At 67.2% G+C, this 20,369-nt stretch carries 21 protein-coding genes; 8 read left to right on the top strand and 13 right to left on the bottom strand.

What is annotated here, in order from left to right:
• Positions 1 to 140: 140 nt before the first annotated feature.
• The 3 genes from NS1_RS30480 to NS1_RS30470 are packed head-to-tail and all read right to left on the bottom strand — an operon-like array spanning position 141 to position 3,025.
• Positions 141 to 1,118, bottom strand: coding sequence for an AAA family ATPase (locus NS1_RS30480; protein WP_062990057.1), 978 nt, complete (start codon positions 1,116 to 1,118; stop codon positions 141 to 143).
• Between the two features lie 4 nt (positions 1,119 to 1,122).
• Positions 1,123 to 1,548: a ribulose bisphosphate carboxylase small subunit gene (locus NS1_RS30475; RefSeq protein ID WP_062990054.1), complete on the bottom strand. Its 426-nt coding sequence runs from the start codon at positions 1,546 to 1,548 to the stop codon at positions 1,123 to 1,125.
• A 13-nt stretch (positions 1,549 to 1,561) separates the two neighbouring features.
• On the bottom strand, positions 1,562 to 3,025 hold the full coding sequence (locus tag NS1_RS30470; protein WP_174562698.1) for a form I ribulose bisphosphate carboxylase large subunit: 1,464 nt from the start codon (positions 3,023 to 3,025) through the stop codon (positions 1,562 to 1,564).
• Positions 3,026 to 3,130: 105 nt separating this feature from the next.
• On the opposite strand from NS1_RS30470, the gene NS1_RS30465 reads away from it, so the two are divergent.
• Together NS1_RS30465 and NS1_RS30460 are read left to right on the top strand one after the other, a co-directional pair.
• On the top strand, positions 3,131 to 4,042 hold the full coding sequence (locus NS1_RS30465; protein WP_063816320.1) for a LysR family transcriptional regulator: 912 nt from the start codon (positions 3,131 to 3,133) through the stop codon (positions 4,040 to 4,042).
• A gap of 35 nt (positions 4,043 to 4,077) precedes the next feature.
• Entirely contained in the window at positions 4,078 to 5,073 is a 996-nt protein-coding gene (locus NS1_RS30460) for a class I fructose-bisphosphate aldolase (protein ID WP_062990113.1), read from the top strand.
• Positions 5,074 to 5,157: 84 nt separating this feature from the next.
• On the opposite strand, the gene NS1_RS30455 is transcribed toward NS1_RS30460, so the two are convergent.
• The gene (locus NS1_RS30455; protein WP_062990052.1) at positions 5,158 to 6,330 is read right to left on the bottom strand and encodes a GAF domain-containing sensor histidine kinase; all 1,173 of its coding nucleotides are present in this window, start codon (positions 6,328 to 6,330) and stop codon (positions 5,158 to 5,160) included.
• On the bottom strand, positions 6,327 to 6,995 hold the full coding sequence (locus NS1_RS30450) for a response regulator (protein WP_056811641.1): 669 nt from the start codon (positions 6,993 to 6,995) through the stop codon (positions 6,327 to 6,329). Before NS1_RS30450 ends, NS1_RS30455 begins: the two co-directional genes overlap by 4 nt.
• Before the next feature lie 134 nt (positions 6,996 to 7,129).
• Here NS1_RS30450 and rpe point away from each other — a divergent pair, with 134 nt between their 5' ends.
• From rpe to NS1_RS30435, 3 genes are read left to right on the top strand one after another with little or no spacing between them, the layout of a single operon-like run.
• On the top strand, positions 7,130 to 7,828 hold the full coding sequence (gene rpe, locus NS1_RS30445; RefSeq protein ID WP_062990050.1) for a ribulose-phosphate 3-epimerase: 699 nt from the start codon (positions 7,130 to 7,132) through the stop codon (positions 7,826 to 7,828).
• The gene (tkt, locus tag NS1_RS30440) at positions 7,825 to 9,804 is read left to right on the top strand and encodes a transketolase (protein WP_062990048.1); all 1,980 of its coding nucleotides are present in this window, start codon (positions 7,825 to 7,827) and stop codon (positions 9,802 to 9,804) included. Before rpe ends, tkt begins: the two co-directional genes overlap by 4 nt.
• A complete protein-coding gene (locus NS1_RS30435) occupies positions 9,801 to 10,490 on the top strand; it encodes an HAD-IA family hydrolase (RefSeq protein WP_062990045.1) in 690 nt (229 codons plus the stop codon). Before tkt ends, NS1_RS30435 begins: the two co-directional genes overlap by 4 nt.
• A 19-nt stretch (positions 10,491 to 10,509) precedes the next feature.
• Here NS1_RS30435 and NS1_RS30430 read toward each other — a convergent pair whose 3' ends face one another.
• From NS1_RS30430 to NS1_RS30415, 4 genes are all read right to left on the bottom strand, one after another.
• On the bottom strand, positions 10,510 to 11,385 hold the full coding sequence (locus NS1_RS30430) for a phosphoribulokinase (RefSeq protein ID WP_056811652.1): 876 nt from the start codon (positions 11,383 to 11,385) through the stop codon (positions 10,510 to 10,512).
• A gap of 11 nt (positions 11,386 to 11,396) precedes the next feature.
• Positions 11,397 to 12,476 carry a class 1 fructose-bisphosphatase gene (locus NS1_RS30425; protein WP_062990042.1) on the bottom strand — a complete coding sequence of 360 codons (1,080 nt, stop codon included), beginning with the start codon at positions 12,474 to 12,476 and terminating at the stop codon, positions 11,397 to 11,399.
• 80 nt (positions 12,477 to 12,556) lie between these two features.
• A complete protein-coding gene (locus NS1_RS30420) occupies positions 12,557 to 13,987 on the bottom strand; it encodes a DHA2 family efflux MFS transporter permease subunit (protein WP_062990040.1) in 1,431 nt (476 codons plus the stop codon).
• A gap of 72 nt (positions 13,988 to 14,059) precedes the next feature.
• Complete coding sequence (locus tag NS1_RS30415) at positions 14,060 to 14,536, bottom strand: MarR family winged helix-turn-helix transcriptional regulator (RefSeq protein ID WP_062990038.1); 477 nt, start codon at positions 14,534 to 14,536, stop codon at positions 14,060 to 14,062.
• Positions 14,537 to 14,650: 114 nt separating this feature from the next.
• Between NS1_RS30415 and NS1_RS30410 the strand changes: the two genes are divergently transcribed.
• On the top strand, positions 14,651 to 15,661 hold the full coding sequence (locus NS1_RS30410) for an LLM class flavin-dependent oxidoreductase (RefSeq protein WP_062990036.1): 1,011 nt from the start codon (positions 14,651 to 14,653) through the stop codon (positions 15,659 to 15,661).
• An 11-nt stretch (positions 15,662 to 15,672) separates the two neighbouring features.
• Here the strand turns inward: NS1_RS30410 and NS1_RS30405 are convergent, their stop codons facing one another.
• Together NS1_RS30405 and NS1_RS30400 are read right to left on the bottom strand one after the other, a co-directional pair.
• Positions 15,673 to 16,281: a DUF4126 domain-containing protein gene (locus tag NS1_RS30405; protein WP_062990034.1), complete on the bottom strand. Its 609-nt coding sequence runs from the start codon at positions 16,279 to 16,281 to the stop codon at positions 15,673 to 15,675.
• A 76-nt stretch (positions 16,282 to 16,357) separates the two neighbouring features.
• Complete coding sequence (locus NS1_RS30400; protein ID WP_062990032.1) at positions 16,358 to 17,287, bottom strand: SDR family NAD(P)-dependent oxidoreductase; 930 nt, start codon at positions 17,285 to 17,287, stop codon at positions 16,358 to 16,360.
• A gap of 206 nt (positions 17,288 to 17,493) precedes the next feature.
• Here NS1_RS30400 and NS1_RS30395 point away from each other — a divergent pair, with 206 nt between their 5' ends.
• The gene (locus NS1_RS30395) at positions 17,494 to 18,627 is read left to right on the top strand and encodes a protein kinase family protein (RefSeq protein ID WP_255284759.1); all 1,134 of its coding nucleotides are present in this window, start codon (positions 17,494 to 17,496) and stop codon (positions 18,625 to 18,627) included.
• Positions 18,628 to 18,709: 82 nt separating this feature from the next.
• Positions 18,710 to 18,880, top strand: a complete 171-nt coding sequence (locus tag NS1_RS39485) for a TetR family transcriptional regulator (RefSeq protein ID WP_084504666.1) — start codon at positions 18,710 to 18,712, stop codon at positions 18,878 to 18,880.
• 109 nt (positions 18,881 to 18,989) lie between these two features.
• On the opposite strand, the gene NS1_RS30390 is transcribed toward NS1_RS39485, so the two are convergent.
• Both NS1_RS30390 and NS1_RS30385 read right to left on the bottom strand, forming a co-directional pair.
• Positions 18,990 to 19,670, bottom strand: coding sequence for an AIM24 family protein (locus NS1_RS30390; RefSeq protein WP_056811677.1), 681 nt, complete (start codon positions 19,668 to 19,670; stop codon positions 18,990 to 18,992).
• Positions 19,671 to 19,889: 219 nt separating this feature from the next.
• A complete protein-coding gene (locus tag NS1_RS30385; RefSeq protein ID WP_157125478.1) occupies positions 19,890 to 20,222 on the bottom strand; it encodes a VOC family protein in 333 nt (110 codons plus the stop codon).
• Positions 20,223 to 20,369: the final 147 nt, after the last annotated feature.

Here is a 20,369-nt window from a genome sequence, read left to right as displayed (position 1 = left end):
GTCAGCTTCTTTTCAGTTCCGCGGCACCGCGCGTTCGGCATATCCGACAAAAGGCTTCTCACATTGTCCACCCTTGTCAAAGCGGAAAGCCCGATCACCTGATAGATCTCGGTGATCGGGCTTTCCGCCGCGCGTGTGACTCAGTCCTGCGCCGGCTCGAAGACGCTGCTGCCGTAGACGTCCTCGGCGGTGAGCGTGATGAGGTCGGACTTACCCAGTGGCCGGTCGAGCGCGACCAGCCTGCGGGCCTGCCGCAGCCGGCAGCGTTCGATCGCGTTGCGCACGCTGCGCGCGTTGGAGAACCGGGGCTGCTCCATGCGCAACGTGAGGTACTCGGCGAACGCCTTGTGCGCGTCGTCGTCGAAGGCGAATCCTTCCGACTCCACCATCAGGCCCGCGATCTGGGTCAGCTCCGCGTGGTCGTAGTCGGCGAACGTGAGATGGTGCGGCACCCGGGAACTCAGGCCCGGATTGGCGGCGAAGAAGGTCGCCATCCGGTCGGGGTAGCCGGCGAAGATCACCACCAGATCGCCGCGCTCGTTCTCCATCTCGGTGAGCAGGATCTCGATGACCTCCTGCCCGTAGTCGCGCTCGTTCTCCGGCCGGAACAGGTAGTAGGCCTCGTCGATGAACAGCACTCCCCCGGCCGCGCGGGCGATCGCCTCCTTGGTCTTGGGCGCGGTGTGACCGATGAACTGGCCGACCAGGTCGTCGCGGGTGACGGTGTGCACGCGCGGCGCCCTGATGTAGTCGAGCGCGTGCAGGATGGCCGCCATCCGCAGCGCTACCGTGGTCTTGCCGGTGCCGGGACCGCCGGTGAAGCTCATGTGCAACGTGGGTCGCGTGGTGGTGAGCCCGAACCGGCGGCGCGCCCGGTCGACCTGGAGCAGCGAGGCGATCTCGCGGACCCGGCGCTTGACCGCGGCCAAGCCGACCAGCTCGGCGTCGAGTGCGGCCAGGGTGTCGCTCACCCTGGCCGCCGCCTCGTCGGCCGAGAGATCGAGCACCTCGTCGTCGCCCAGAATCGCGGGCTCGTGCGTCTGGTCCTCGACTGCCGTGGTCTGCGCCGAACCGCCTGCCGACGGCCGGTGGAACCCGAATCCCTTTGGTGTGTCCATCAGTTCACTCGCCCGCGTACCGATCGCCGGACGGACGGGCGGTGGCGTAGGACTTCACCGAGTACCGCTGGGTGCGGTCGGGGCCCTCGACGCGTTCGAGCAGGAAGCCGGGCTCGTGCGCGGGCCGCTGGACGAGGAACGACATCGCGGTGGACTGCCTGCCCAGGGCCGCGTCGTAGGCCAGCAGCCGGATGTAGTGCTGCGGGAAGGTGGCCCGGCAATCCGCGAGCTGGGCGAGCACGCCGTCGGGTTCGGCCAGGTCGAACATCGGCAGCCCCCACATCTCCCAGTACACATTGCGGGGGTGCGGGTCGTCGGTGTACTCCAGCGAGACCGGCCAGCCGTGATCGAGGGCGTACTTCACCTGGGCCGCGATCTCGTCGTCGGTGAGGTCGGGCAGGTAGGAGAAGGCTCCGTAGCGCAGTTTCATCAGGTGCTCCTTGTCAGATCGAGGGCACCGGAGTCGCCACCACATCGGGCGCGTCGGTGCTGGTGTAGTCGAAGGTGATGTCGCCCCAGGTGTCGAGCGCGGCCTGCAGCGGCGCGCAGTGCTTGGCGGCGTTGCGCAGCACGCCGGGCCCCTCGAGCAGCAGATCGCGACCTTCGTTGCGCGCCTTGACCATGGCCTCGAGCGCGACCCGGTTGGCCTCGGCGCCCGCGGCGATGCCGTAGGGGTGTCCGATGGTGCCGCCACCGAACTGCAGGATCACGTCGTCGCCGAACAGGTCGAGGAGCTGGTGCATCTGGCCGGCGTGGATTCCACCGGAGGCCACCGGCATGACGCCGGGCATCGAGATCCAGTCCTGATCGAAGAAGATGCCGTTGCCGAGATTGCGGGGGACATCGTTGTCGCGCAACGTGTCGTAGAAGCCACGGGTGGTGGCCGGGTCGCCCTCGAGCTTGCCGACGACTGTGCCCGCGTGCACGTGGTCGACGCCCATCAGCCGCGACCACTTCCCGATCACCCGGAAGCTCACGCCGTGGGTCTTCTGCCGTGTGTAGGTGGAGTGCCCGGCCCGGTGCAGGTGCAGCAGCAGCCCGTTCTCGCGCGCCCAGTGCGCCATCGACTGGATGGCGGTATAGCCGATGGTGAGGTCGATCATCACCACCACGCTGCCGATCTCCTTGGCGAAGTTCGCCCGCCGGTACATCTCCTCCATGGTTCCGGCGGTGACATTGAGGTAATGGCCCTTGATCTCGCCCGTTTCGGCCATCGCCCGGTTCACCCCCTCCATCGCGTAGAGGAAGCGGTCACGCCAGCGCATGAAGGGCTGGGAGTTGATGTTCTCGTCGTCCTTGGTGAAGTCGAGGCCGCCGCGACAGGCCTCGTAGACCACGCGCCCGTAGTTGCGGGCCGACAGGCCGAGCTTGGGCTTGATGGTGGCGCCGAGGAGCGGACGACCGTACTTGTTGAGCATCTCCCGTTCCATGACGATGCCGTGGGCGGGGCCCTGGAAGGTCTTGGTGTAGGCGACGGGGATGCGCATGTCTTCCAGGCGCAGGGCCTTGAGCGGCTTGAACCCGAAGACGTTGCCGATGATCGAGGAGGTCAGGTTCGCGATGGAGCCTTCCTCGAAAAGGTCGATGTCGTAGGCGATGTAGGCGAAGTACTCGCCGGGCCTGCCGGGAACTTCGTCGACCTGGTACGCCTTGGCCTGGTAGTGGCTGTTGGCCGTGAGACGGTCGGTCCACACGATAGTCCAGGTGGCGGTGGACGATTCGCCCGCGACGGCGGCCGCGGCCTCGATGGGGTCGACGCCGTCCTGCGGGGTGACACGGAAGACGGCGAGAACGTCGGTGTCCTTGGGAACATAATCGGGGTTCCAGTAACCCATTCCGGCGTAACTCTGTACACCCGGATCCCACCGCTCTTTCGTCGCCGGGCCCTCGTTCTCGATCATCGTCATCGCCGGTCCTCTCGGGTCACGCCTACGAAGCTCTCTCAGTGTGTGGCGAGGACTGTTCAACGACAATGGAATCTTTGCTGACTATTGTTAAGCCATAATTGAACGATGTTCGTCAGCCCCGACCTGCCCGCCGCCGCCACCTGGGGTCGGCTGCGCACCTTTCTGGCCGTGTACGAGACCGGGAGCGTGCGCGCCGCGGCCGAGACGTTGCACGTGACCCCACCGGCGGTGTCGGCCGCGATCGCCGCGCTGGAAGACGCGTTGGGCACCAGGCTGTTCGGGAAGTCCGGCCGTGGCATCGTGGCGACGGATTCGGGCGAGATCTTCGCCGGATATGTGCGCAGATTGCTCGGGCTGCTCGCCGAAGCGGCGGGGGCGGTGCACGATGCCGACCGTGGGCGGGTGCGCATCGGTGCCGTCGCGACGGCCAGTGAGTACGTGCTCCCGGTGCTGATGGCCACGTTCGCCCGAGCCCATCCGCATGTCGAGCTGTCGCTGTCGGTGCTCACGCGCGGCGAGCTGTTCGCCCGCGCCGCCGACCACGTCTTCGACATCGCCCTGGCAGGTCGACCGCCGCGTGGGTCCGGGCTGGTCACCGCCGCCCAGCGTTCGAACCGACTGCTCGTAGTAGGACGGCCCGGCCTGGTCGGCGACCCGCTCACCACACCCTGGTTGCTCACCGGGATCGGCTCGGGCACCCGCGATACCGCACTGTCGTTGCTGAGCCGGTTGCAGGCCGCGCCGCCGCTGCTCACCCTCGGCACATCGGGCGCCGCGGTAGCCGCCGCGCGGGAAGGGCTCGGGGTCACGCTGGTGCACGAGGAAGCGGCGCGCGAGCAACTGGCGTCGGGGGAACTGGTCTCCTACGGCGTGGCGGGAACACCCCTCGATCGGCCGTGGCACGTCTGCACGACCCCGGAACCGACCTCGGCGACCCGGTTGTTCGTGGCCCATCTGTGCGATCCGGAGCAGGTGGGCGCGGCCGCATTTCACACCCGGTCTCGCCCGAAGGGGTGAGGACGGCGGGTGCGGGCGCCCCCATGCTGTTCGTCATGACGACACTCCCCGCCACCGCCCTCGCCGACGTCGCCCAGCAGCTCACCAGCGGCGGCCGCGGCATTCTCGCCGCCGACGAGTCGATCAAGACCATGTCATCGCGCCTGGAACAGGAGGGTGTTCCCGCGAGCGCGACCGCCCGTCGCGACTATCGCGAACTGCTGCTCACCACCGACGGCCTCTCGAAGTCGATCAGCGGAATCATCCTGTGCGACGAGACATTCGGCCAGAATCTCGCCGACGGGCGCCCGTTCCCGCTCGCGGCGCGCGAACTCGGCGTCCTGCCCGGCATCAAAGTCGACACCGGCCCCACCGCACTGCCCGGTCACGGTGGTGCGCTGATCACCGAAGGGCTCGACGGACTCGGCGCGCGGCTGGCCTCCTACGCCGATCGCGGAGCCGCGTTCGCCAAGTGGCGGGCGGTGTTCGACGTGCACACGATCACCCCCTACTCCGCCGGCGCCAACGGGCACGCGCTGGCCCGCTACGCCGCGCTGTGTCAGCAGCACGGCATCGTCCCGATCGTCGAGCCCGAGGTGCTGTGCACCGGTGACCACGACCTGGCAGCCTCGGAGAAGGCGACTCGCCTCGCCCTGAGCGCGGTGTTCACCGAACTCGTCGACGCCGGGGTGGATCTCACCGGCATCGTGCTCAAGCCGAACTTCGTCACCCCCGGCCTGGACGCCGCACCCGTCCCGCCCGCCGAGGTCGCGGCCGCCACCTACGCGGTGTTGCGCGAGCTGGTGCCCGCCGACGTGGCGGGAATCGCCTTCTTGTCCGGTGGGCATCCGACTGCGCGGGTATGCGCGTTCCTGAGCGCACTCGCCGCCCTCGACGAGCGGCCCTGGCCTGTGACATTCTCCTTCGGACGCGCGCTCGTGAGCGCGGCCCTGCACACTTGGGGTGGATCAGTGACCGAAGTTGGCGCAGCACAACAGGTTCTGCTCGAAAACTGCCGCGACGCCGCCGAGGCCACTGGGCACGCCAGGTAGGTGGGCTTGCCGAGCACTCGGTGCGCGCGGCCGCAACGCGCAGCGGCGGCGCCGCCCCTCGGGCACCGCTGCTGCGTCCGTTGACTACTTCAGCGGTAGTTCCACCAGCAAGGTGGTTCCGCGCCCGTGCATCGACTCCACGCGCAGCGAAGCTTCGATGATGGCGCAGCGCTCGGCGATCGAGGTCAGGCCGAAGTGCTGTTCGCCGTCGGTGTCGGCGGCGCGGTTGGCGCGGCGCTGCGCCGGGTCGAAACCCTCACCGTCATCAGAACATCCGAGGATGACCGAGTCACCCACCCGGCGAAGCGAGAGCACGATCCGCTGTGCCCCGGCATGTTTCACGGCATTGGCGAGCGATTCCTGCGCGATCCGGTACAGCGTGGCGGCGGCGTAGTCGGGGATGTCGTCGATCGCGGCGGCGTGGTCGACGAGGAACTCGATCGTCGGGGGCCCGTCGCTGCTCGCCGCACGCACCAGCGATTCGATCGCGGCGACCAAGCCGAGGTCGTCGAGGACGAGGCTGTGCAGGCCCGAGATCGCCGCCCTGGTCTCGTTGTAGGCGAAATCGGCCAGCTCACGAGCGCTGACGAGTTCGGCGCGGGCTCGGGCGAGGTCGCGCAGGCTGGCCTCGTCGGCGACATCGACGTGGCCGAGGAGTTCGGAGACGGTGAGGTCGGCGGCCGACAGATGGAACGACATCGAGGCCAGGGCGGTGGTGACGCCGTCGTGCAGGTCGAAGGCGATGCGCCGACGCTCGGCTTCCTGGGCGGTGATCGCCTGCTCGACCAGCCGATCCCGCTCGCTACGTTGCCGATTGACGGTGCGGAACAGCCGCTGCGCGTGCAACCACAGGCCGAGTACGGCGGCGTACTGTTGCGCGGCGTCGAGGTCTTGCTGCCCGAACGGGTTTCGCGGCCCACGGTGCACAGCCAGCACGCCGACCACATCGCCTTCCAGTCCAGGCAGCGGCAGGCACATCCGCGCCACCGTTTGCTGAGGTTCGAGGCGTAAAAGTCTGCGGTGCAGGGCATTACGTGGTGAGTCGCTGTCGAGCAGCACCGGTTTGCGGGTGCGGGCCACCAACCCGGTCACCCCGAATCCCACCTGTAGTCGCAAGGAACTCGCCGAGGGATGCGCGGGCCACATATCGACGATGCTCAGATCCTGGTCGTCGACGGCGTAGAGCAGCACACCTTCGGCACCGAGCCGCGGGGCCAGCTCCGCCGCCGTGGGGACCGCGCCGCCAGCGTTGCTCATCGGAACAGCCCCTCCCGCAACGCGACCGCGATCGCGCCGCTGCGATCGGACACGCCCAGCTTGCGATACAGACCCCGAATATGGGTCTTCACGGTATCCTCGCTGACCACCAGCTTGCTCGCGACCGCCCGATTGGAATGACCGGATACCAACAGCCCCAACACTTCTGATTCACGCTGGGTCAGCCCGAGGTGCGCGCCGGACCAGAACTGGCCCGCGCTGAGCCTGGCCGCGGCCAGCGCCACCCGCCCGGCCAATGCGGCGTCGACCACCGTCTCGCCCTCGCGGACCCGGCACAGCTGGGCGACGAGTTCGCGCCCGTCGACGCGCTTGAGAATGTACCCGGAAGCCCCCACCCGCAGGGCCTGATACAGGTAGTGCTCGTCGTCGTAGACGGTGAGCAGCACGACCTTGGTGTCGGGGTATTGCAGGGTGATCTGGCGGCACAGGTCGAGGCCGCTGGCCTTGCCGATGCGCACATCGCACAGGACGATATCGGGCCGATGCTCGGCCACCATCCCCAAAGCGGCGGTGTCGGTAGTGGTCTGGCCGACGATCACGACCTCGTCGGGAAAGTGGCCGAGCATGGCGTCGAGCCCGTGCAGCACCATCTCGTGATCGTCGACGAGCACAAGCTTCAACGGGGTCGGAGGTAACTCCGGCATTCCTCCACCCTACGGCGACCGACATCGCGGTTACCGGCATTGACGAGATCTCACCCGGGTCCCCACCCCCGAGGGGGAGTGCCCGGCCGCGCCGATGCGGTCCGATGAACTGACCCGATCAGAAAGGCCGCGCCATGCCGGACTCCTCAGTTCGTCGGCCACTCATAGTGCCGTCGGTATTGCCCGCCGATTTCGCCTGTCTCGGCGAGGAAGTGGGCGATCTGTGCGCGGCGGGCGTCGACCGGATCCAGTGGGACGTGATGGACGGCGTGTTCGTCCCCAATCTCACTTTCGGACCCGATGTCATCGCCTCGGCGCGTTCGCACAGCACCGTCGCCTTCGAAGCGCACCTCATGGTGGTGAATCCCGATGAGCTGCTCACCGAATACATCGACGCGGGGTGCGAGCTGATCATCGTGCACGCCGAAGCCTGTACGCACCTGCATCGGACCCTCGCCCGAATCCGCGATCTCGGGGTGCGCAGCGGTGTCGCACTCAATCCGCACACCCCCGCCGAGGTCGTCGCGCACGTGCTGGCCGAGACCGACCTGATCCTCGCCATGACGGTCAACCCGGGCTTCGGGGGGCAGGCGTATATCCCGGCCGTCGAACCGAAGATCGCGCGGTTGCGGCGGATGATCGCGGAGTCCGGTCGGTCCATCGAGCTCGAAGTGGACGGCGGGATCACGGCCGACACGATCGGGGGCGCTGCCGCGGCGGGCGCCGATGTCTTCATCTCCGGCTCGTGGATGTACGGCTATCCCGAAGGCAAAGCGGCCGCGGTCAAGCGGCTACGCGAAGCGGCGACCTGCGCGAGCGAGGCAGTTCGATGACCGACATCGCACCACCGACCTTCGCGCCTTCGGTGCGCACCGATCTGCTCGCCGTCGATACCCTGCGATTCCTCGCGGCCGACATGGTGGAGTCCGCCCAGTCGGGCCACCCCGGCATGCCGATGGGGGCGGCGCCGATGGCGTGGACGCTGTGGAGCCGACACCTACGCCATGACCCGGCCGACCCCGAGTGGGCCGATCGGGACCGGTTCGTACTCTCGGCTGGGCACGGCTCCGCGCTGTTGTACGGGCTGTTGCACCTGTTCGGGTACGACCTGCCCGTCGAGGAACTGCGGCGGTTCCGCCAATTGGGGTCGCGGACGCCGGGTCATCCCGAGTTCGGTGACACGCCTGGCGTGGAGTGCACCACCGGGCCGTTGGGGCAGGGGCTGGCGATGGCGGTGGGGATGGCCCTGGCCGAGCGGATGACCGCGGCCCGGTATCCGGAGATCACCGGGCATCGCACGTACGCGATCGTCGGCGACGGGTGCTTGATGGAGGGTGTCAGCCACGAAGTCGCCTCGTTCGCAGGGCATTTGGGGCTCAGCGGGTTGATCGTACTCTGGGACGACAACGAGATCACCATCGACGGCGCGGTCGGACGGTCGTGTAGCGACGATCAAGTGGCACGCTTCGCGGCCTATGGGTGGCATACCGAGGTAGTGGCCGACGGGACCGATATCGAGGCGATAGACGCCGCTCTGCACCGCGCGAAGAGCGATCCGCGGCCGAGCTTCCTCGCGGTGCGCACGGTGATCGGCCATGGTGCGCCCGGTGTCGCCGGCACCTCCGAGGCACATGGTTCCCCGCTGGGAGCGCGGCGATTGGCGCAGGCCAAAGAGCTTGCGGGATGGACTCTTCCGCCGTTCGCGGTGCCGGAGCAAGTGAGCGCGATGTGTGCCGTGCTCGCGGCGATCGGCGGCGAGGAACATGCGACCTGGCTCGAGGAATTCGCGGCGTTCGACGCTGCCGCGCCGGAGCGTGCGGCCGAGTTCCGACGTGCCCTTGCGCGCCTGCTGCCCGCGGGTTTGCCGGCTGCGCTGGAAGCCGTGGCGGCGGACGCGCCGCGCGCCACCAGGCAGTCCTCGCAGGCGTGTTTGCACGCGGCGCTGTCGACGATGCCGGAATTGGTGGGCGGTTCGGCCGACCTGGCCGGGTCGACCGGCACGGAGTGTGGCGACGTGGTCAGTCGCGACGACTTCACCGCCGGTGCCATCGCGTTCGGCATTCGCGAGTTCGGGATGGCGGCCGTGCTGAACGGGATGAGCCTGCACGGTGGGTTCCGGGTCTTCGGCAGTACCTTCCTGGTATTCGCCGACTACCTGCGGCCCGCGCTGCGGTTGTCGGCGTTGATGGGTCAGCCGGTGATCTATGTGCTGACCCATGATTCGATCGCGGTCGGTGAGGACGGGCCGACCCACCAGCCCGTCGAGCACATCGAGTCGCTGCGGGTAGTTCCCGGGGTGCAGGTGCTGCGGCCGGCCGATGATGTGGAGACCGCTCTCGCCTGGGAACTCGCGCTCTCGCGTGTCGACGGGCCTACCGCGCTGATCCTTTCCCGCCAGTCCTTGCCCCAGCTCGACACCGCTGGGGCCGGGCCACGAATTGTCGACGGTGCCGAAGTCATCGGCGAGGCAGCCGAACCGGAGGCCGCCACCGCGCGCGGGATCGAAATCGTCGCTACCGGTTCGGAAGTCGCACTGGCTGCGGCGGTCGCCGATCGGCTACGGACCGACGGACACGACGTGCGGGTGGTGTCGGCGCTGGATCGGTCCCGCTTCACCCCTGATGCCTCAGCGCACACGATCAGTATCGAGGCGGGCAGTACCGCGGGCTGGGCGGGGCTGGTGGACCTGACGATCGGCATCGACGAGTTCGGACACAGCGGACCCGGCGACGAGGTGCTGGCCCACCACGGGTTCACCGTGGAGTCCGTCCTCGACCGGGTCCACGAATACCTCGACGGCGCACCATGACTCAGCTGCGCGCGGTGATCTTCGACGTCGACGGCACCCTGGTCGACAGCGAACGAGACGGCCACCGGGTGGCCTTCAACACGGCATTCGCCGAGGCGGGGCTCCCCGACCGCTGGGACGTCGAGGAGTACGGGAAGCTGCTGAAGGTCGCCGGTGGCGCGCAGCGGCTGGCGTTCTGGTTCGAACTGCACGCCATGCCGACCGAGCAGGCGCGCGAGCTCGCGCACAAGGTGCACCGCACCAAGACCCGCATCATGCGGCAGATGGCCTCGGACGGGCAGATTCGGGCCCGGCCGGGAGCGCGGGAGCTGATCGAGCGGCTCCGGTCGCGTGGCGTTCGGTTGCATGTGGCGACCACCGGCACCCGCGCGTGGGTCGAGCCCCTGCTGAAGCACGCTTTCGGTGAGCCGTTCGACACCGTGACCACCGGAACCGAAGTGCCCGTGCTGAAACCGAGCCCCGCGGTGTATCTGGACGTGCTGATCCAGACCGGCCTGTCCGCCGAGCAAGCAGTAGCCGTGGAAGATTCGGCGAACGGCGTGCGGTCCGCGGTGGCGGCGGGGCTGCGGTGCGTGGCCGCGCAGAACGCGTACACGCGCACCGACGACCTCTCGGCCGCGGTGCTCGTCGCCGATGGGCTCGACGACCCGGAGCTGGTGACCTGGTTCGACGACCACCTCGCGTGAGGTGGTCGTCGACTCCGGCTCAGCGGGTGCGGCCGCGACGTTCCATGAGCCGCAACAGCATCGGTGTGAAGATCAGCTGCATCGCCAGGTCCATCTTCCCGCCCGGACACACGATCGTGTTCGAGCGGGACATGAACGAGTCGTGCAGCATCGAGAGCAGATACGGGAAGTCGATGCCGTGCGGATCGGCGAACCGGATCACCAACATCGATTCATCGGGAGTCGGAATCGTGCGGGCGACAAACGGATTCGAGGTGTCCACCACGGGAACCCGCTGGAAGTTCACGTGGGTGCGGGAGAACTGCGGGCACATGAAGTTCACGTAGTCGTGCATGCGGCGCAGGATCGTCTCGGTCACCGCCTCGGTGGAGTAGCCGCGCTTGTCCTTGTCGCGGTGCAACTTCTGGGTCCACTCGAGGTTGATCACGGGCACCACCCCGATGAGCAGGTCGGCGTACTGCGCGACATCGACCTGCTCGTTGGCCACCGCACCGTGCAGGCCCTCGTAGAACAGCAAGTCGGTGTCGGGGCGGATCTCCTCCCACGGGGTGAACGTGCCCGGCTCCTGGTTGTAGGGCGCGGCTTCTTCCTTGTCGTGCAGGTACTTTCGCACCCGACCCGTGCCGGACTCACTGTAGCCACGGAACAACTTCTCCAGTTCTTCGAACAGGTTCGCCTCGGGACCGAAGTGACTGAAGGTGTGGTCGCCGTCGGACAAGGCCCGCGCCAGTTCCTCCTTCATGCCTACCCGGTCGAACTTGTGGAAGCTGTCGCCCTCGACGTACGCGGCATCGATGCCTTCCCTGCGGAAGATCTGATCGAATGTGCGCATCACCGACGTTGTTCCGGCTCCGGATGATCCGGTGATGGCGACGACGGGGTGTTTGGCGGACATGAATCTCCTCCTCAGGTGGTGGAACGGTAGAGACCGCGTAGACCGAACAGCGGGCTCCACTGGCCGTCGGGGTCCTCGGCCGCTTCGGCGTGGTACCTCACGATGCGGGCTACCTCGTCGCGGGAACCGAAAATGAAGGCGATGCGCTGGTGCAGTTCGGTGGGGGCGACCTCGAGGATCCGGTCACGGCCGGTCGAGGCGAGACCGCCGGCCTGCTCGATCAGGAAAGCGATGGGAGCGGCCTCGTAGAGCAGGCGCAACCTGCCCTCCCTGGACGGGTCCTTCGAGTCGCGCGGGTACAGGAAAACCCCGCCCCGGGTCAGGATGCGGTGGGTTTCGACCACCAGCGACGCCACCCAGCGCATGTTGAAGTCCTTTTCGCGCGGGCCGGTCGCGCCCGCCAGGCATTCATCGATGTAGCGGCGCACGGCCGGTTCCCAGAAGCGGCGATTGGAACTGTTGACCGCGTACTCCGACGTGGACTCCGACAGGCGCAGATTCTGTCCGGTCAGGAAGAACTCGCCGAGCTCGGGATCGAGGGTGAAGGCATGCACACCGGTTCCGACGGTGAGCACGAGTTGCGTCGCGGGACCGTAGATCGCATAGCCCGCGGCGACCTGCTCGGTGCCGGGCTGCAGGAAGTCCCGCATCGTCGCGTCCACGCCGGGGGTCGGTGCGCGCAGGATCGAAAAGATACTGCCCACCGCGACATTCACGTCGATATTGGACGAGCCGTCGAGTGGATCGAATGCGAGGAGGTATTTGCCGCGCGGATAGTCGGGCGGGATCGGGTAGGGGTCGTCGAGTTCCTCCGACACCATGCCGGCCAGGTGGCCGCCCCACTCGCAGGCATGCAGGAAGAGGTCGTTGGCAACCACGTCGAGCTTCTGCTGCTGCTCACCCTGCACGTTCACCACCCCGGCGCCGCCGAGGACGCCGGTGAGCGCACCCGAGGCGATGCGCTTGGAGATCGCCTTGCAGGCCAGTGCGACGTCGAGGATCAGGGAATTGAGTTCGCCGCTGGAACCGGGATGGCGGCGGCGCTCTTCGATGAGGAATTGGGTCAACGTCGTGCGATCGGTCAGCATCATTCGAGGACACCACCGAACCCCCCGGGCGGACATCCACCCGGGGGGTGAACCGCAGGGGTGGTTCCCGGCGATTCGTCACCTCAGAAGGCGGGCACGGCCTCGGCGACCGGCTTCGCTTCGGCGCTGTCCCGCTTGCGCAGGACGGTGGCGCTGATGACGAGCGCGGCGGCGAGCAGACCGGCCGCGACCGTGAACGCCAGCCGGTAACCGCTGGTCAGGGCCACGGCATCGGAGGCGCCGACCACCAGTTCGGCGCCGGTCCGCGCGGCGGCCAGGGTGGACAGCACCGCGACACCGATCGCCATGCCGACCTGCTGTGTGGTGTTGAACAATCCCGAGGCCAGGCCCGCGTCGTCGGCTTCGGCGCCCGACATCCCCAGCGCGGTGAGTGCGGGCAACACCAGCCCGCCACCGGCGACGGCCACCATCACCGGCAGCACGTCGGTGAGGTAACCGGCATCGACGGGCAGCCGAGTCAGCCACGACATCCCGGCCAGCAGCAGCACCAGACCGGCGATGAGCACGGTCCGCTCGCCGAAGCGGGTGATCAGTCGGGCAGAGGCGAACAGTGACACCCCGCCGATGGCGACGGCGGCGGGCAGCATGGCAAGGCCGGTCTGCAATGCGTTGTAGCCCAATACCTTCTGCAGGTAGAGCGCCACGATGATCTGGAAGGCGAACATGGCTGCCAGGGTGAGCATCTGGACCACATTGGCGCCGGAGACCTTGCGGGAGCGGAAGATTCGCAGCGGCAGCAGCGGGTTGACCGCGGTGGCCTGACGGACGACGAAAGCGGCGAGCAGTGCGGCGGCCAGCGCGCCAAGGCCGAGGGTGTGGGCCGAGACCCAGCCGTAGCGTTCGACCTCGACGACGGTGTAGATGCCGAGCATCAGACCGGCGGTGACCAGGGCGGCGCCGAGCACATCGGCACCGGCGGACCAGCCGAGACCACGGTCGGTGGGCAGTGCCTTCACTGCCACCAGCACCGTCAGCGCGCCGATCGGCACATTGATCAGGAAGATCCAGTGCCAGTTCAGCGCATCGGTGAGCACACCACCGAGCACCTGGCCGATCGAGGCGCCCGCAGCACCGGTGAAGCTGAAAACACCGATGGCCGTTGCCCGTTGGCGCGGCTCGGTGAAGATCGTCACCAGGATGCCGAGCACCACCGAGGCGGCGATCGCGCTGCCGACGCCCTGCAGGAATCGGGCCGCGATCAGCACGGCGGGAGTGGTCGCCACGCCCGCCAGCACCGACGCGGCGGTGAAGACGACAGTGCCGGTGACGAACATCGTCTTGCGGCCGATCAGGTCACCGAGGCGCCCGGCCAGCAGGAGCAGACCGCCGAAGGCGATCAGGTAGGAGTTCACGGTCCAGCTCAAACCCGCGGGCGAGAAGCCGAGGTCCTCCTGGATCGCCGGCATGGCGACGGTGACGATGCTGCCGTCGAGGATGGTCATCAGCATCGCGGCCGACAGCACCGCGAGGGCGGTGCGCTGGGACTTTGTCATGGGTCATCTCCTGCTGGAAGCGAACAAGAGAGACCGTACTAGATAGTTTCGTAATAGACAATCTATAACGGACTATTGCCTGGCGCGGCGCGCGGGCGCAGCCTCGACCGCCGCCGACAAATGCCCCTCCACCAGGTGATTCAATGCCCGCACCAGGGATTCACGCTCAGCCTTCGGCAGCGAACCGAGCGCGCCCCGGTGGACGCCGTCGACGATTTCGGTGCTGCGCGCGGCGAGCTCCGCACCCGCGGGCGTCACGGAGATGATGCGAGCGCGGCGGTCGGTGCTCGACGGTTTACGTTCGGCCAGACCGGCCTTTTCCAGCGCGTCGACGGTGACCACCATGGTCGTCTTGTCCATGTCGCCGAGCTCGGCCAGCTGAGCCTGCGTGCGTTCGGCTTCCAGCGCATGGACCAGCACACAGTGCATGCGGGCCGTCAGCCCGATTTCGACCAGCGCCGCCGCCATCTGCGTGCGCAGGACGTGACTGGTGCGGTCGAGCAGGAAGGACAGGTCGGGTTCGGTGCGCGTGGTCGCCAGGGCGGTCATACCGCTCACTATAGTTTCGTCATAGATAATCCGCATTCATCCATAATTCGGTGAGGAATGTTATCGGACTACGGTCCGTTTACAAGAGGACCGCATCCCGAAGAGAGGGTTCACATGGAACTGGGGCTCACCACCTTCGCCGAGCTGTACCCCACCGCCGACCGGCCCGCGCCGACCGCCGCCGAGCGGCTGCGTCAGGTGGTCGACGAGGCTGTGGCGACCGAGGCCGCCGGACTCGATGTGTACGGCGTGGGCGAGCATCATCGCCGGGATTTCGCCGCGTCCTCCCCCGCCGTCGTCTTGGCCGCCGCTGCCGCCCGGACCGAGCGCATCCAGTTGACCAGCGCCGTCACCGTGCTCAGCTCCGATGATCCGGTGCGCGTGTACCAGGACTTCGCGACGCTGGACGGGCTGTCGAACGGGCGCGCGGAGCTGATGGCGGGGCGCGGATCTTTCACGGAGTCGTTCCCGTTGTTCGGATACGACCTGGCCGACTACGACGCACTGTTCGAGGAGAAGCTGGCCCTGCTGCTGCGCGTGCGCGAGGAAGGCCCCGTCACCTGGACGGGCCGATTCCGGGCGCCGCTGCACGACGCGACGGTGTATCCGCGCACCGACGATCGCCCCCTGCCGGTATGGATCGCGGTCGGCGGCAGTCCCGAGTCGGTGATTCGCGCCGGACTGCTCGGACTGCCTCTCGCCATCGCGATCATCGGCGGTGAGCCCGCACGGTTCAAGCCGCTGGTCGAGCTGTATCACCGCGCGCTCGCTGAGGGCGGACACGAGAAGCAACCGGTGGCGGTGCACGCGCACGGTTATGTCGCCGATACCGACGCGCAGGCCGTCGCGCAGTTCTACGAGCCCTACGCACTGGCCATGTCGACCATCGGCCGCGAGCGCGGCTGGGGTCCGATGACACGTGCGCAGTTCGACGTCCTGCGCTCGCAGAACGGTTCGCTGTTCGTCGGCACCCCCGACTATGTGGCGAGCAAGATCGCCGAGGTCCGCGACACCCTCGGCCTCGATCGCTTCATGCTGCACACCAGCGTGGGGACCCTGCCGCCCGAGCAGGTGCTGCACAGCATCGACCTGCTCGGCACGAAAGTGGCGCCGCAGGTGCGGTGAGTGTCGCCGCGCTATTCGAGGGCCGAGTCGACGCCGCTGTTTCGCGCGGCTCGGCGTTCTCGTCTGCGTCGGAGGTAGCGGCTGATTCGGCTGGCGCACAAGTACACCACCGAGAGACCGATTACCAGCAGGACGGCAGCGATCACCGCGGCCAGCACCGGGAAGAACACCGCCAGGGTCACGACACCGCCGACCGTGAAGTCTTCGGCGGTGCTCATCACGACATTGGTCACCGGTTCCGGAGACGTATTGATCGCCATCCGGGTGCCTGCTTTGACGATGTGACTGAGCAAGGCGGTGGTACCACCGACCGCCGCCGCGAACATAGTGGGTAGCGAATCGTCCTGCCCCGCGATCAGAGCCGAGACGATCGCGCCCGAAGCAGGCCGAACCACGGTATGCACCGCATCCCAGAACGAGTCGAGGTACGGAATCTTGTCCGCCACCGCCTCGATCACGAACAGCACACCGGCGGCAACGAGCACATCGGTGCGCTGCAACCCCGGCGGCACGTCACCGGCCCACCCGATCCGCCCGAACAACCCCAGCAGAAACACCACCGCGTACGCGTTGATCCCGCTGGCCCAGCCCGCGGTGAAGATCAGAGGGAGTACCGACACAAGGCCAGCGTAAGCCCGTCCACCGACACAACCCGTCAACCGCCGCCCCATCGCTGCGGACAGAACGCAGGGCCGATCAATGTAGGCACGGACGTACGAGCGGGTCGACGGCTGCGAGTGCGCAACTAGCGGTCCACAGTTCGGCGGCGGTATCGAGGTCGGCCATATGCGCATGCGGCGTTTCCCGATGGGGTCGGCCACGGAGACCGAAGACCCTTGGCCCCCACAGTTGCCCGCCGGTTATCCCGTCGTCCAGAACGGTTCGGACAACGGTCGTGGCGGCCGTGTGTTTGCCGTGCAGCGCGATGCCTGCGGGGAGTCCGCGCAGGCGCTGGGCGGTGGTGCGGACGAACAGCGGTGGCCGCGACGGGGTCAGTGAGTCCAAGGCACCGCCGGGATGGACGACAATGCTGGCGGCGTCGGCACCGTGCGCGCGCAGACGGCGATCCAGCTCGAAGCCGAACAGCATTTGGGCCAGCTTCGATCGTCCGTAGCTGCGCTTGGGCTGATAGTTCCGCTCGGATTGCAGATCACCGAGATCGAGTCGCTCCGACCGTGCGGCGAAGCTGCCCACCGTGATCACCCGACTGTTCGCTGTCGCGGTCAGTATCGGCATCAGATGTGCGACCAGCGCGAAGTGCCCGAGATGGTTTGTCGCGAACATCAATTCGTGCCCCTGAGCGCTGATGCGGCGTTCGGGACCAGACAGATAGGCCCCGGCATTGAGCACGACCGCGTCCAGGCTGTCGACGTCGAGGGCGTCCACTGTCGCAGGCAGTGCGGACAGATCCGCCAGATCCATACGCACGCACCGCAATCGAGCATCCGGAACCCGTGCACGGATCGCCCGCACTGCGAGCTCGCCCTTGGCGGTGTCACGGCAGCCCAGCACCACGGTGGCACCGGTCGCCGCGAGTTGCTCGGCGGTGAAGTACCCGATGCCCGCGTTGGCGCCGGTAACCAGCATGGTCTTTCTCTCGGCCTGTCGGCCGTTGTGCCACGTCATGTCATCGACTCTTACTGCGGCTTCTTGCACCGCCCTTACGCGCCACTGGCGCGCAGCTCGGACATCGACTCGGAGTACCTGCTCAGCCCCACCGCGCCTGGATTTACGGATCTCCGAACAGCGGCTTTTCCGGACGTTCGACAGGTCGATGATCGCGATAGGCTGACTGTTGATCGCGAGTGCGACGGGGAGGGTTGATCGTGGTGATGCGCGGCAGCGAGGCGATGTCCCGCGACGCGGCGGCGACCCGTGACATGTCGCTCCCGAAGCGCCTGCGCGTTCACGGCGCCGTCTCCACCGCTCTGGCACTGCACAGCGATCATGCGTTGCGCGAGCTCGTGGATGCGGCCGAGCCGATCGGTGCCGGTATCGGCGGAAAATCAGCGCTACTCGAGATCGCGGGAACTCCGGTTTTCGTGAAGCGAGTGCCCCTCTCCGACCTGGAACGGCAGCCGGAACACGTCCGGTCCACGGCGAACCTGTTCGATGTGCCGCTGTTCTATCACTACGGCGTCGGCCTCATCGGCGGAGCGGGCTTCGGAGCCTGGCGCGAGCTTGCCGTGCACACCATGACGACGAATTGGGTGCTCGCCGCCGAACACGAGGGCTTCCCGCTGATGTACCACTGGCGGGTGCTCCCGGACACGACGCCGCTGCCTGCCGAGCTCGCCGACATCGATCGCACCGTCGCCTACTGGGACGACCGACCCGAGGTACGCCACCGGATCGAGGCCCTGCGTGACTCTTCGGCGAGCATCGCGCTGTTCCTGGAGTACATCCCGACCACCCTGCACGACTGGCTGAACGCCCAGATCGAGGCGGGCGACGAGACCACCGACCACGCCTGCGCCATGGTGGAGCGGGAACTGGCCGCGGGCACCGCGTTCATGAACAGCCGTGGGCTCCTGCACCTGGACGCGCACTTCCAGAACATCCTGACCGACGGTAGACGCCTCTACCTCGCCGACTACGGCCTCGCGCTCTCCTCCGGGTTCGACCTCTCACCGCAGGAAGCCGCGTTCTTCGACCAGAACCAGAGCTATGACCACGGTTTCACCGCCACCTACCTGACGAACTGGCTGCTCACCGCCCTGTACGGGCTCCGACGGGAAGACCGGGAGACACGCGCCACGATGGTGCGTGCCATCGCCGAGGGCAAGCCTCCCCATGGCATCCCCGAGGGAGCCGCCGCGCTCCTCACTCGGCATGCGCCGGTCGCCACGGCGATGTCCGGATTCATGCGTGCGTTCCAGCAGGCGAGCCGAAGCACCCCGTATCCGGACGAGGAAATCCGCCGCCTGCTGGACGACCAGGCCTCGGTGTTCGTTCAGCCGAGGTGACGAACCCGGAAGCGGGCGGGCTCGGCGAGATAACGCAGACGCTGTGCTGCGGCTCAGTGTTGTGAACGTAAGGATCAAGAGCGTGCCTCCGCCCCCTCGTAGTCGCCGTCTGCCCACGCAGGATCGAGCCAAGGCGACGCGGAACCAGATCCTCGACGCCGCGGCGAACCTGTTCGGAGAGCGCGGGATCACCGAGACCTCGACCAATCGAATCGCGGCGGCGGGAGTCAGTATCGGTACCGTGTGCCCCTGACCTGCTGGTCACCAACGCGGGGCCGGTGCGGGCGTGCAGTTCTACAGCAGCGGCCTGCCCGAGTTCGAGCCGCGGCTGCGGCTGATGATCAAGATTCTGCACGGTGTGGCTACTTCGAGCTTGTCGGCCCGAAGTTGAATTCCGAGGGTTGGAGAATGACGAACCCCTCGCCGACGAATCGCACCTGCGCTACCTCACCCGACCCGCCGCGCAGCATCGATCCGAAACTCTGGGTGCGCACGATGGAGGTCTGCAGGCCCGAGGACCAGCCGATCAGGGCATCGGAATCGGCGAACACCGGTTGCTGGTGGCTGACGGGCACGACGATCGGCTGACCGTGGCTCGTGATCGCCAGCCGACCCTGCCCCTGGAACACGCAGTTGAACAAACCGCCGCCGACGAAAGCACCGGCGCCGGAGACCATCTGGATGTCGTAGCCGAGGGTGGGCTCGTAGACGAGGATGTGTTTGCCGTTGATCGAGAGCGAATCCCCGGGATCGAGGTCGATCAGGAAGCAATCCGAGGCATGGTGGGCGAACCAGACCTCGCCCTGCCCACGGCAGCTCATCAACGGCACCCCCTCCCCCGTTGCGAACCGCTTGACCAGGTTGCCCAGACCCTGACTCTTGACCTCGAACGCGAACTGCCCGCGGTAGCCGATCATGGCGCCCTGGCGGGCATATACCTCGCCGTTGACACACGCCTTCACACACTTCGAGTGCTGCAACGTGAGGCCGAGCTGAGTGGCCTGCTGGGCCATATTGTTCGCGTGGAAGATATCGCTACGCATACGGGTCGGAGCTCCTGAACGATTGCGGGCGAAGCCTGTTCGAACCCGGGGCTTGTGCTCGGTCCTCTACTGCCGAGCGCCAACCCACGATACCGACCCTCCGGATCGGTGACCACAGGTGGACAATCGGCCTCGCCAACGAGCGATCAAGTCGCGCCGTTGATTTCGGACCTGCCGGATGGCCGGTTCGACCGGTGCATTCCTACAGCAGACCTGATGTCATCGATGAACTGCTGCAATTTCGATGATAGAGATCGAGTTGCCGTCCGGATCGGTGAAGGGTGCTTTCCTGCCCGCCGCGCCACCGGGCCCGACGAGGATGAACGGTCCGGGATCGAGATCTCGCGAGGCGATTTCGGCAACGGCGTCGTTCAGGTCGGACACGGCGATGTTCACCAGAGCCTGACCGGCGTGCTCGGGATCGACCACGATGTAAAGGAAGGCGGTGTCGCTCAGCTGCCACATCGCCTCGACTCCCGGCACCACCACGAAGTCGGCCGCACGCCCGAACAAGCGGCTGTACCAACTGTCTGCCGCCGCGAAATCGGTCACGGCCAGACCGAAGAACAACGAGTTGATATCCATACCTGTATGGACTACTCGATATCGGCACATTCATCGCTGACCTCGGCTCGAGAATCCAGACGTTTCGTTGCCCAGGGTGCTCACTTCGACCATCGCGACGCGTATTGTCACCTT

Origin of the sequence: Nocardia salmonicida NBRC 13393, from assembly GCF_001613085.1 — a bacterium.
In the GTDB taxonomy this organism is placed as follows: Bacteria; Actinomycetota; Actinomycetes; order Mycobacteriales; family Mycobacteriaceae; genus Nocardia; species Nocardia salmonicida.
This window is presented reverse-complemented; position numbering and strand designations above follow the sequence as displayed.

Excerpts from the sequence above, each read along its gene's own strand:
- NS1_RS30480 (WP_062990057.1), bottom strand. The coding sequence starts at position 1,118 with ATGGACACACCAAAGGGATTCGGGTTCCACCGGCCGTCGGCAGGCGGT.
- NS1_RS30475 (WP_062990054.1), bottom strand. The coding sequence starts at position 1,548 with ATGAAACTGCGCTACGGAGCCTTCTCCTACCTGCCCGACCTCACCGAC.
- NS1_RS30470 (WP_174562698.1), bottom strand. The coding sequence starts at position 3,025 with ATGACGATGATCGAGAACGAGGGCCCGGCGACGAAAGAGCGGTGGGAT.
- NS1_RS30465 (WP_063816320.1), top strand. The coding sequence starts at position 3,131 with ATGTTCGTCAGCCCCGACCTGCCCGCCGCCGCCACCTGGGGTCGGCTG.
- NS1_RS30460 (WP_062990113.1), top strand. The coding sequence starts at position 4,078 with ATGACGACACTCCCCGCCACCGCCCTCGCCGACGTCGCCCAGCAGCTC.
- NS1_RS30455 (WP_062990052.1), bottom strand. The coding sequence starts at position 6,330 with ATGAGCAACGCTGGCGGCGCGGTCCCCACGGCGGCGGAGCTGGCCCCG.
- NS1_RS30450 (WP_056811641.1), bottom strand. The coding sequence starts at position 6,995 with ATGCCGGAGTTACCTCCGACCCCGTTGAAGCTTGTGCTCGTCGACGAT.
- rpe (WP_062990050.1), top strand. The coding sequence starts at position 7,130 with ATGCCGGACTCCTCAGTTCGTCGGCCACTCATAGTGCCGTCGGTATTG.
- tkt (WP_062990048.1), top strand. The coding sequence starts at position 7,825 with ATGACCGACATCGCACCACCGACCTTCGCGCCTTCGGTGCGCACCGAT.
- NS1_RS30435 (WP_062990045.1), top strand. The coding sequence starts at position 9,801 with ATGACTCAGCTGCGCGCGGTGATCTTCGACGTCGACGGCACCCTGGTC.
- NS1_RS30430 (WP_056811652.1), bottom strand. The coding sequence starts at position 11,385 with ATGTCCGCCAAACACCCCGTCGTCGCCATCACCGGATCATCCGGAGCC.
- NS1_RS30425 (WP_062990042.1), bottom strand. The coding sequence starts at position 12,476 with ATGATGCTGACCGATCGCACGACGTTGACCCAATTCCTCATCGAAGAG.
- NS1_RS30420 (WP_062990040.1), bottom strand. The coding sequence starts at position 13,987 with ATGACAAAGTCCCAGCGCACCGCCCTCGCGGTGCTGTCGGCCGCGATG.
- NS1_RS30415 (WP_062990038.1), bottom strand. The coding sequence starts at position 14,536 with ATGACCGCCCTGGCGACCACGCGCACCGAACCCGACCTGTCCTTCCTG.
- NS1_RS30410 (WP_062990036.1), top strand. The coding sequence starts at position 14,651 with ATGGAACTGGGGCTCACCACCTTCGCCGAGCTGTACCCCACCGCCGAC.
- NS1_RS30400 (WP_062990032.1), bottom strand. The coding sequence starts at position 17,287 with ATGACGTGGCACAACGGCCGACAGGCCGAGAGAAAGACCATGCTGGTT.
- NS1_RS30395 (WP_255284759.1), top strand. The coding sequence starts at position 17,494 with ATGCGCGGCAGCGAGGCGATGTCCCGCGACGCGGCGGCGACCCGTGAC.
- NS1_RS30390 (WP_056811677.1), bottom strand. The coding sequence starts at position 19,670 with ATGCGTAGCGATATCTTCCACGCGAACAATATGGCCCAGCAGGCCACT.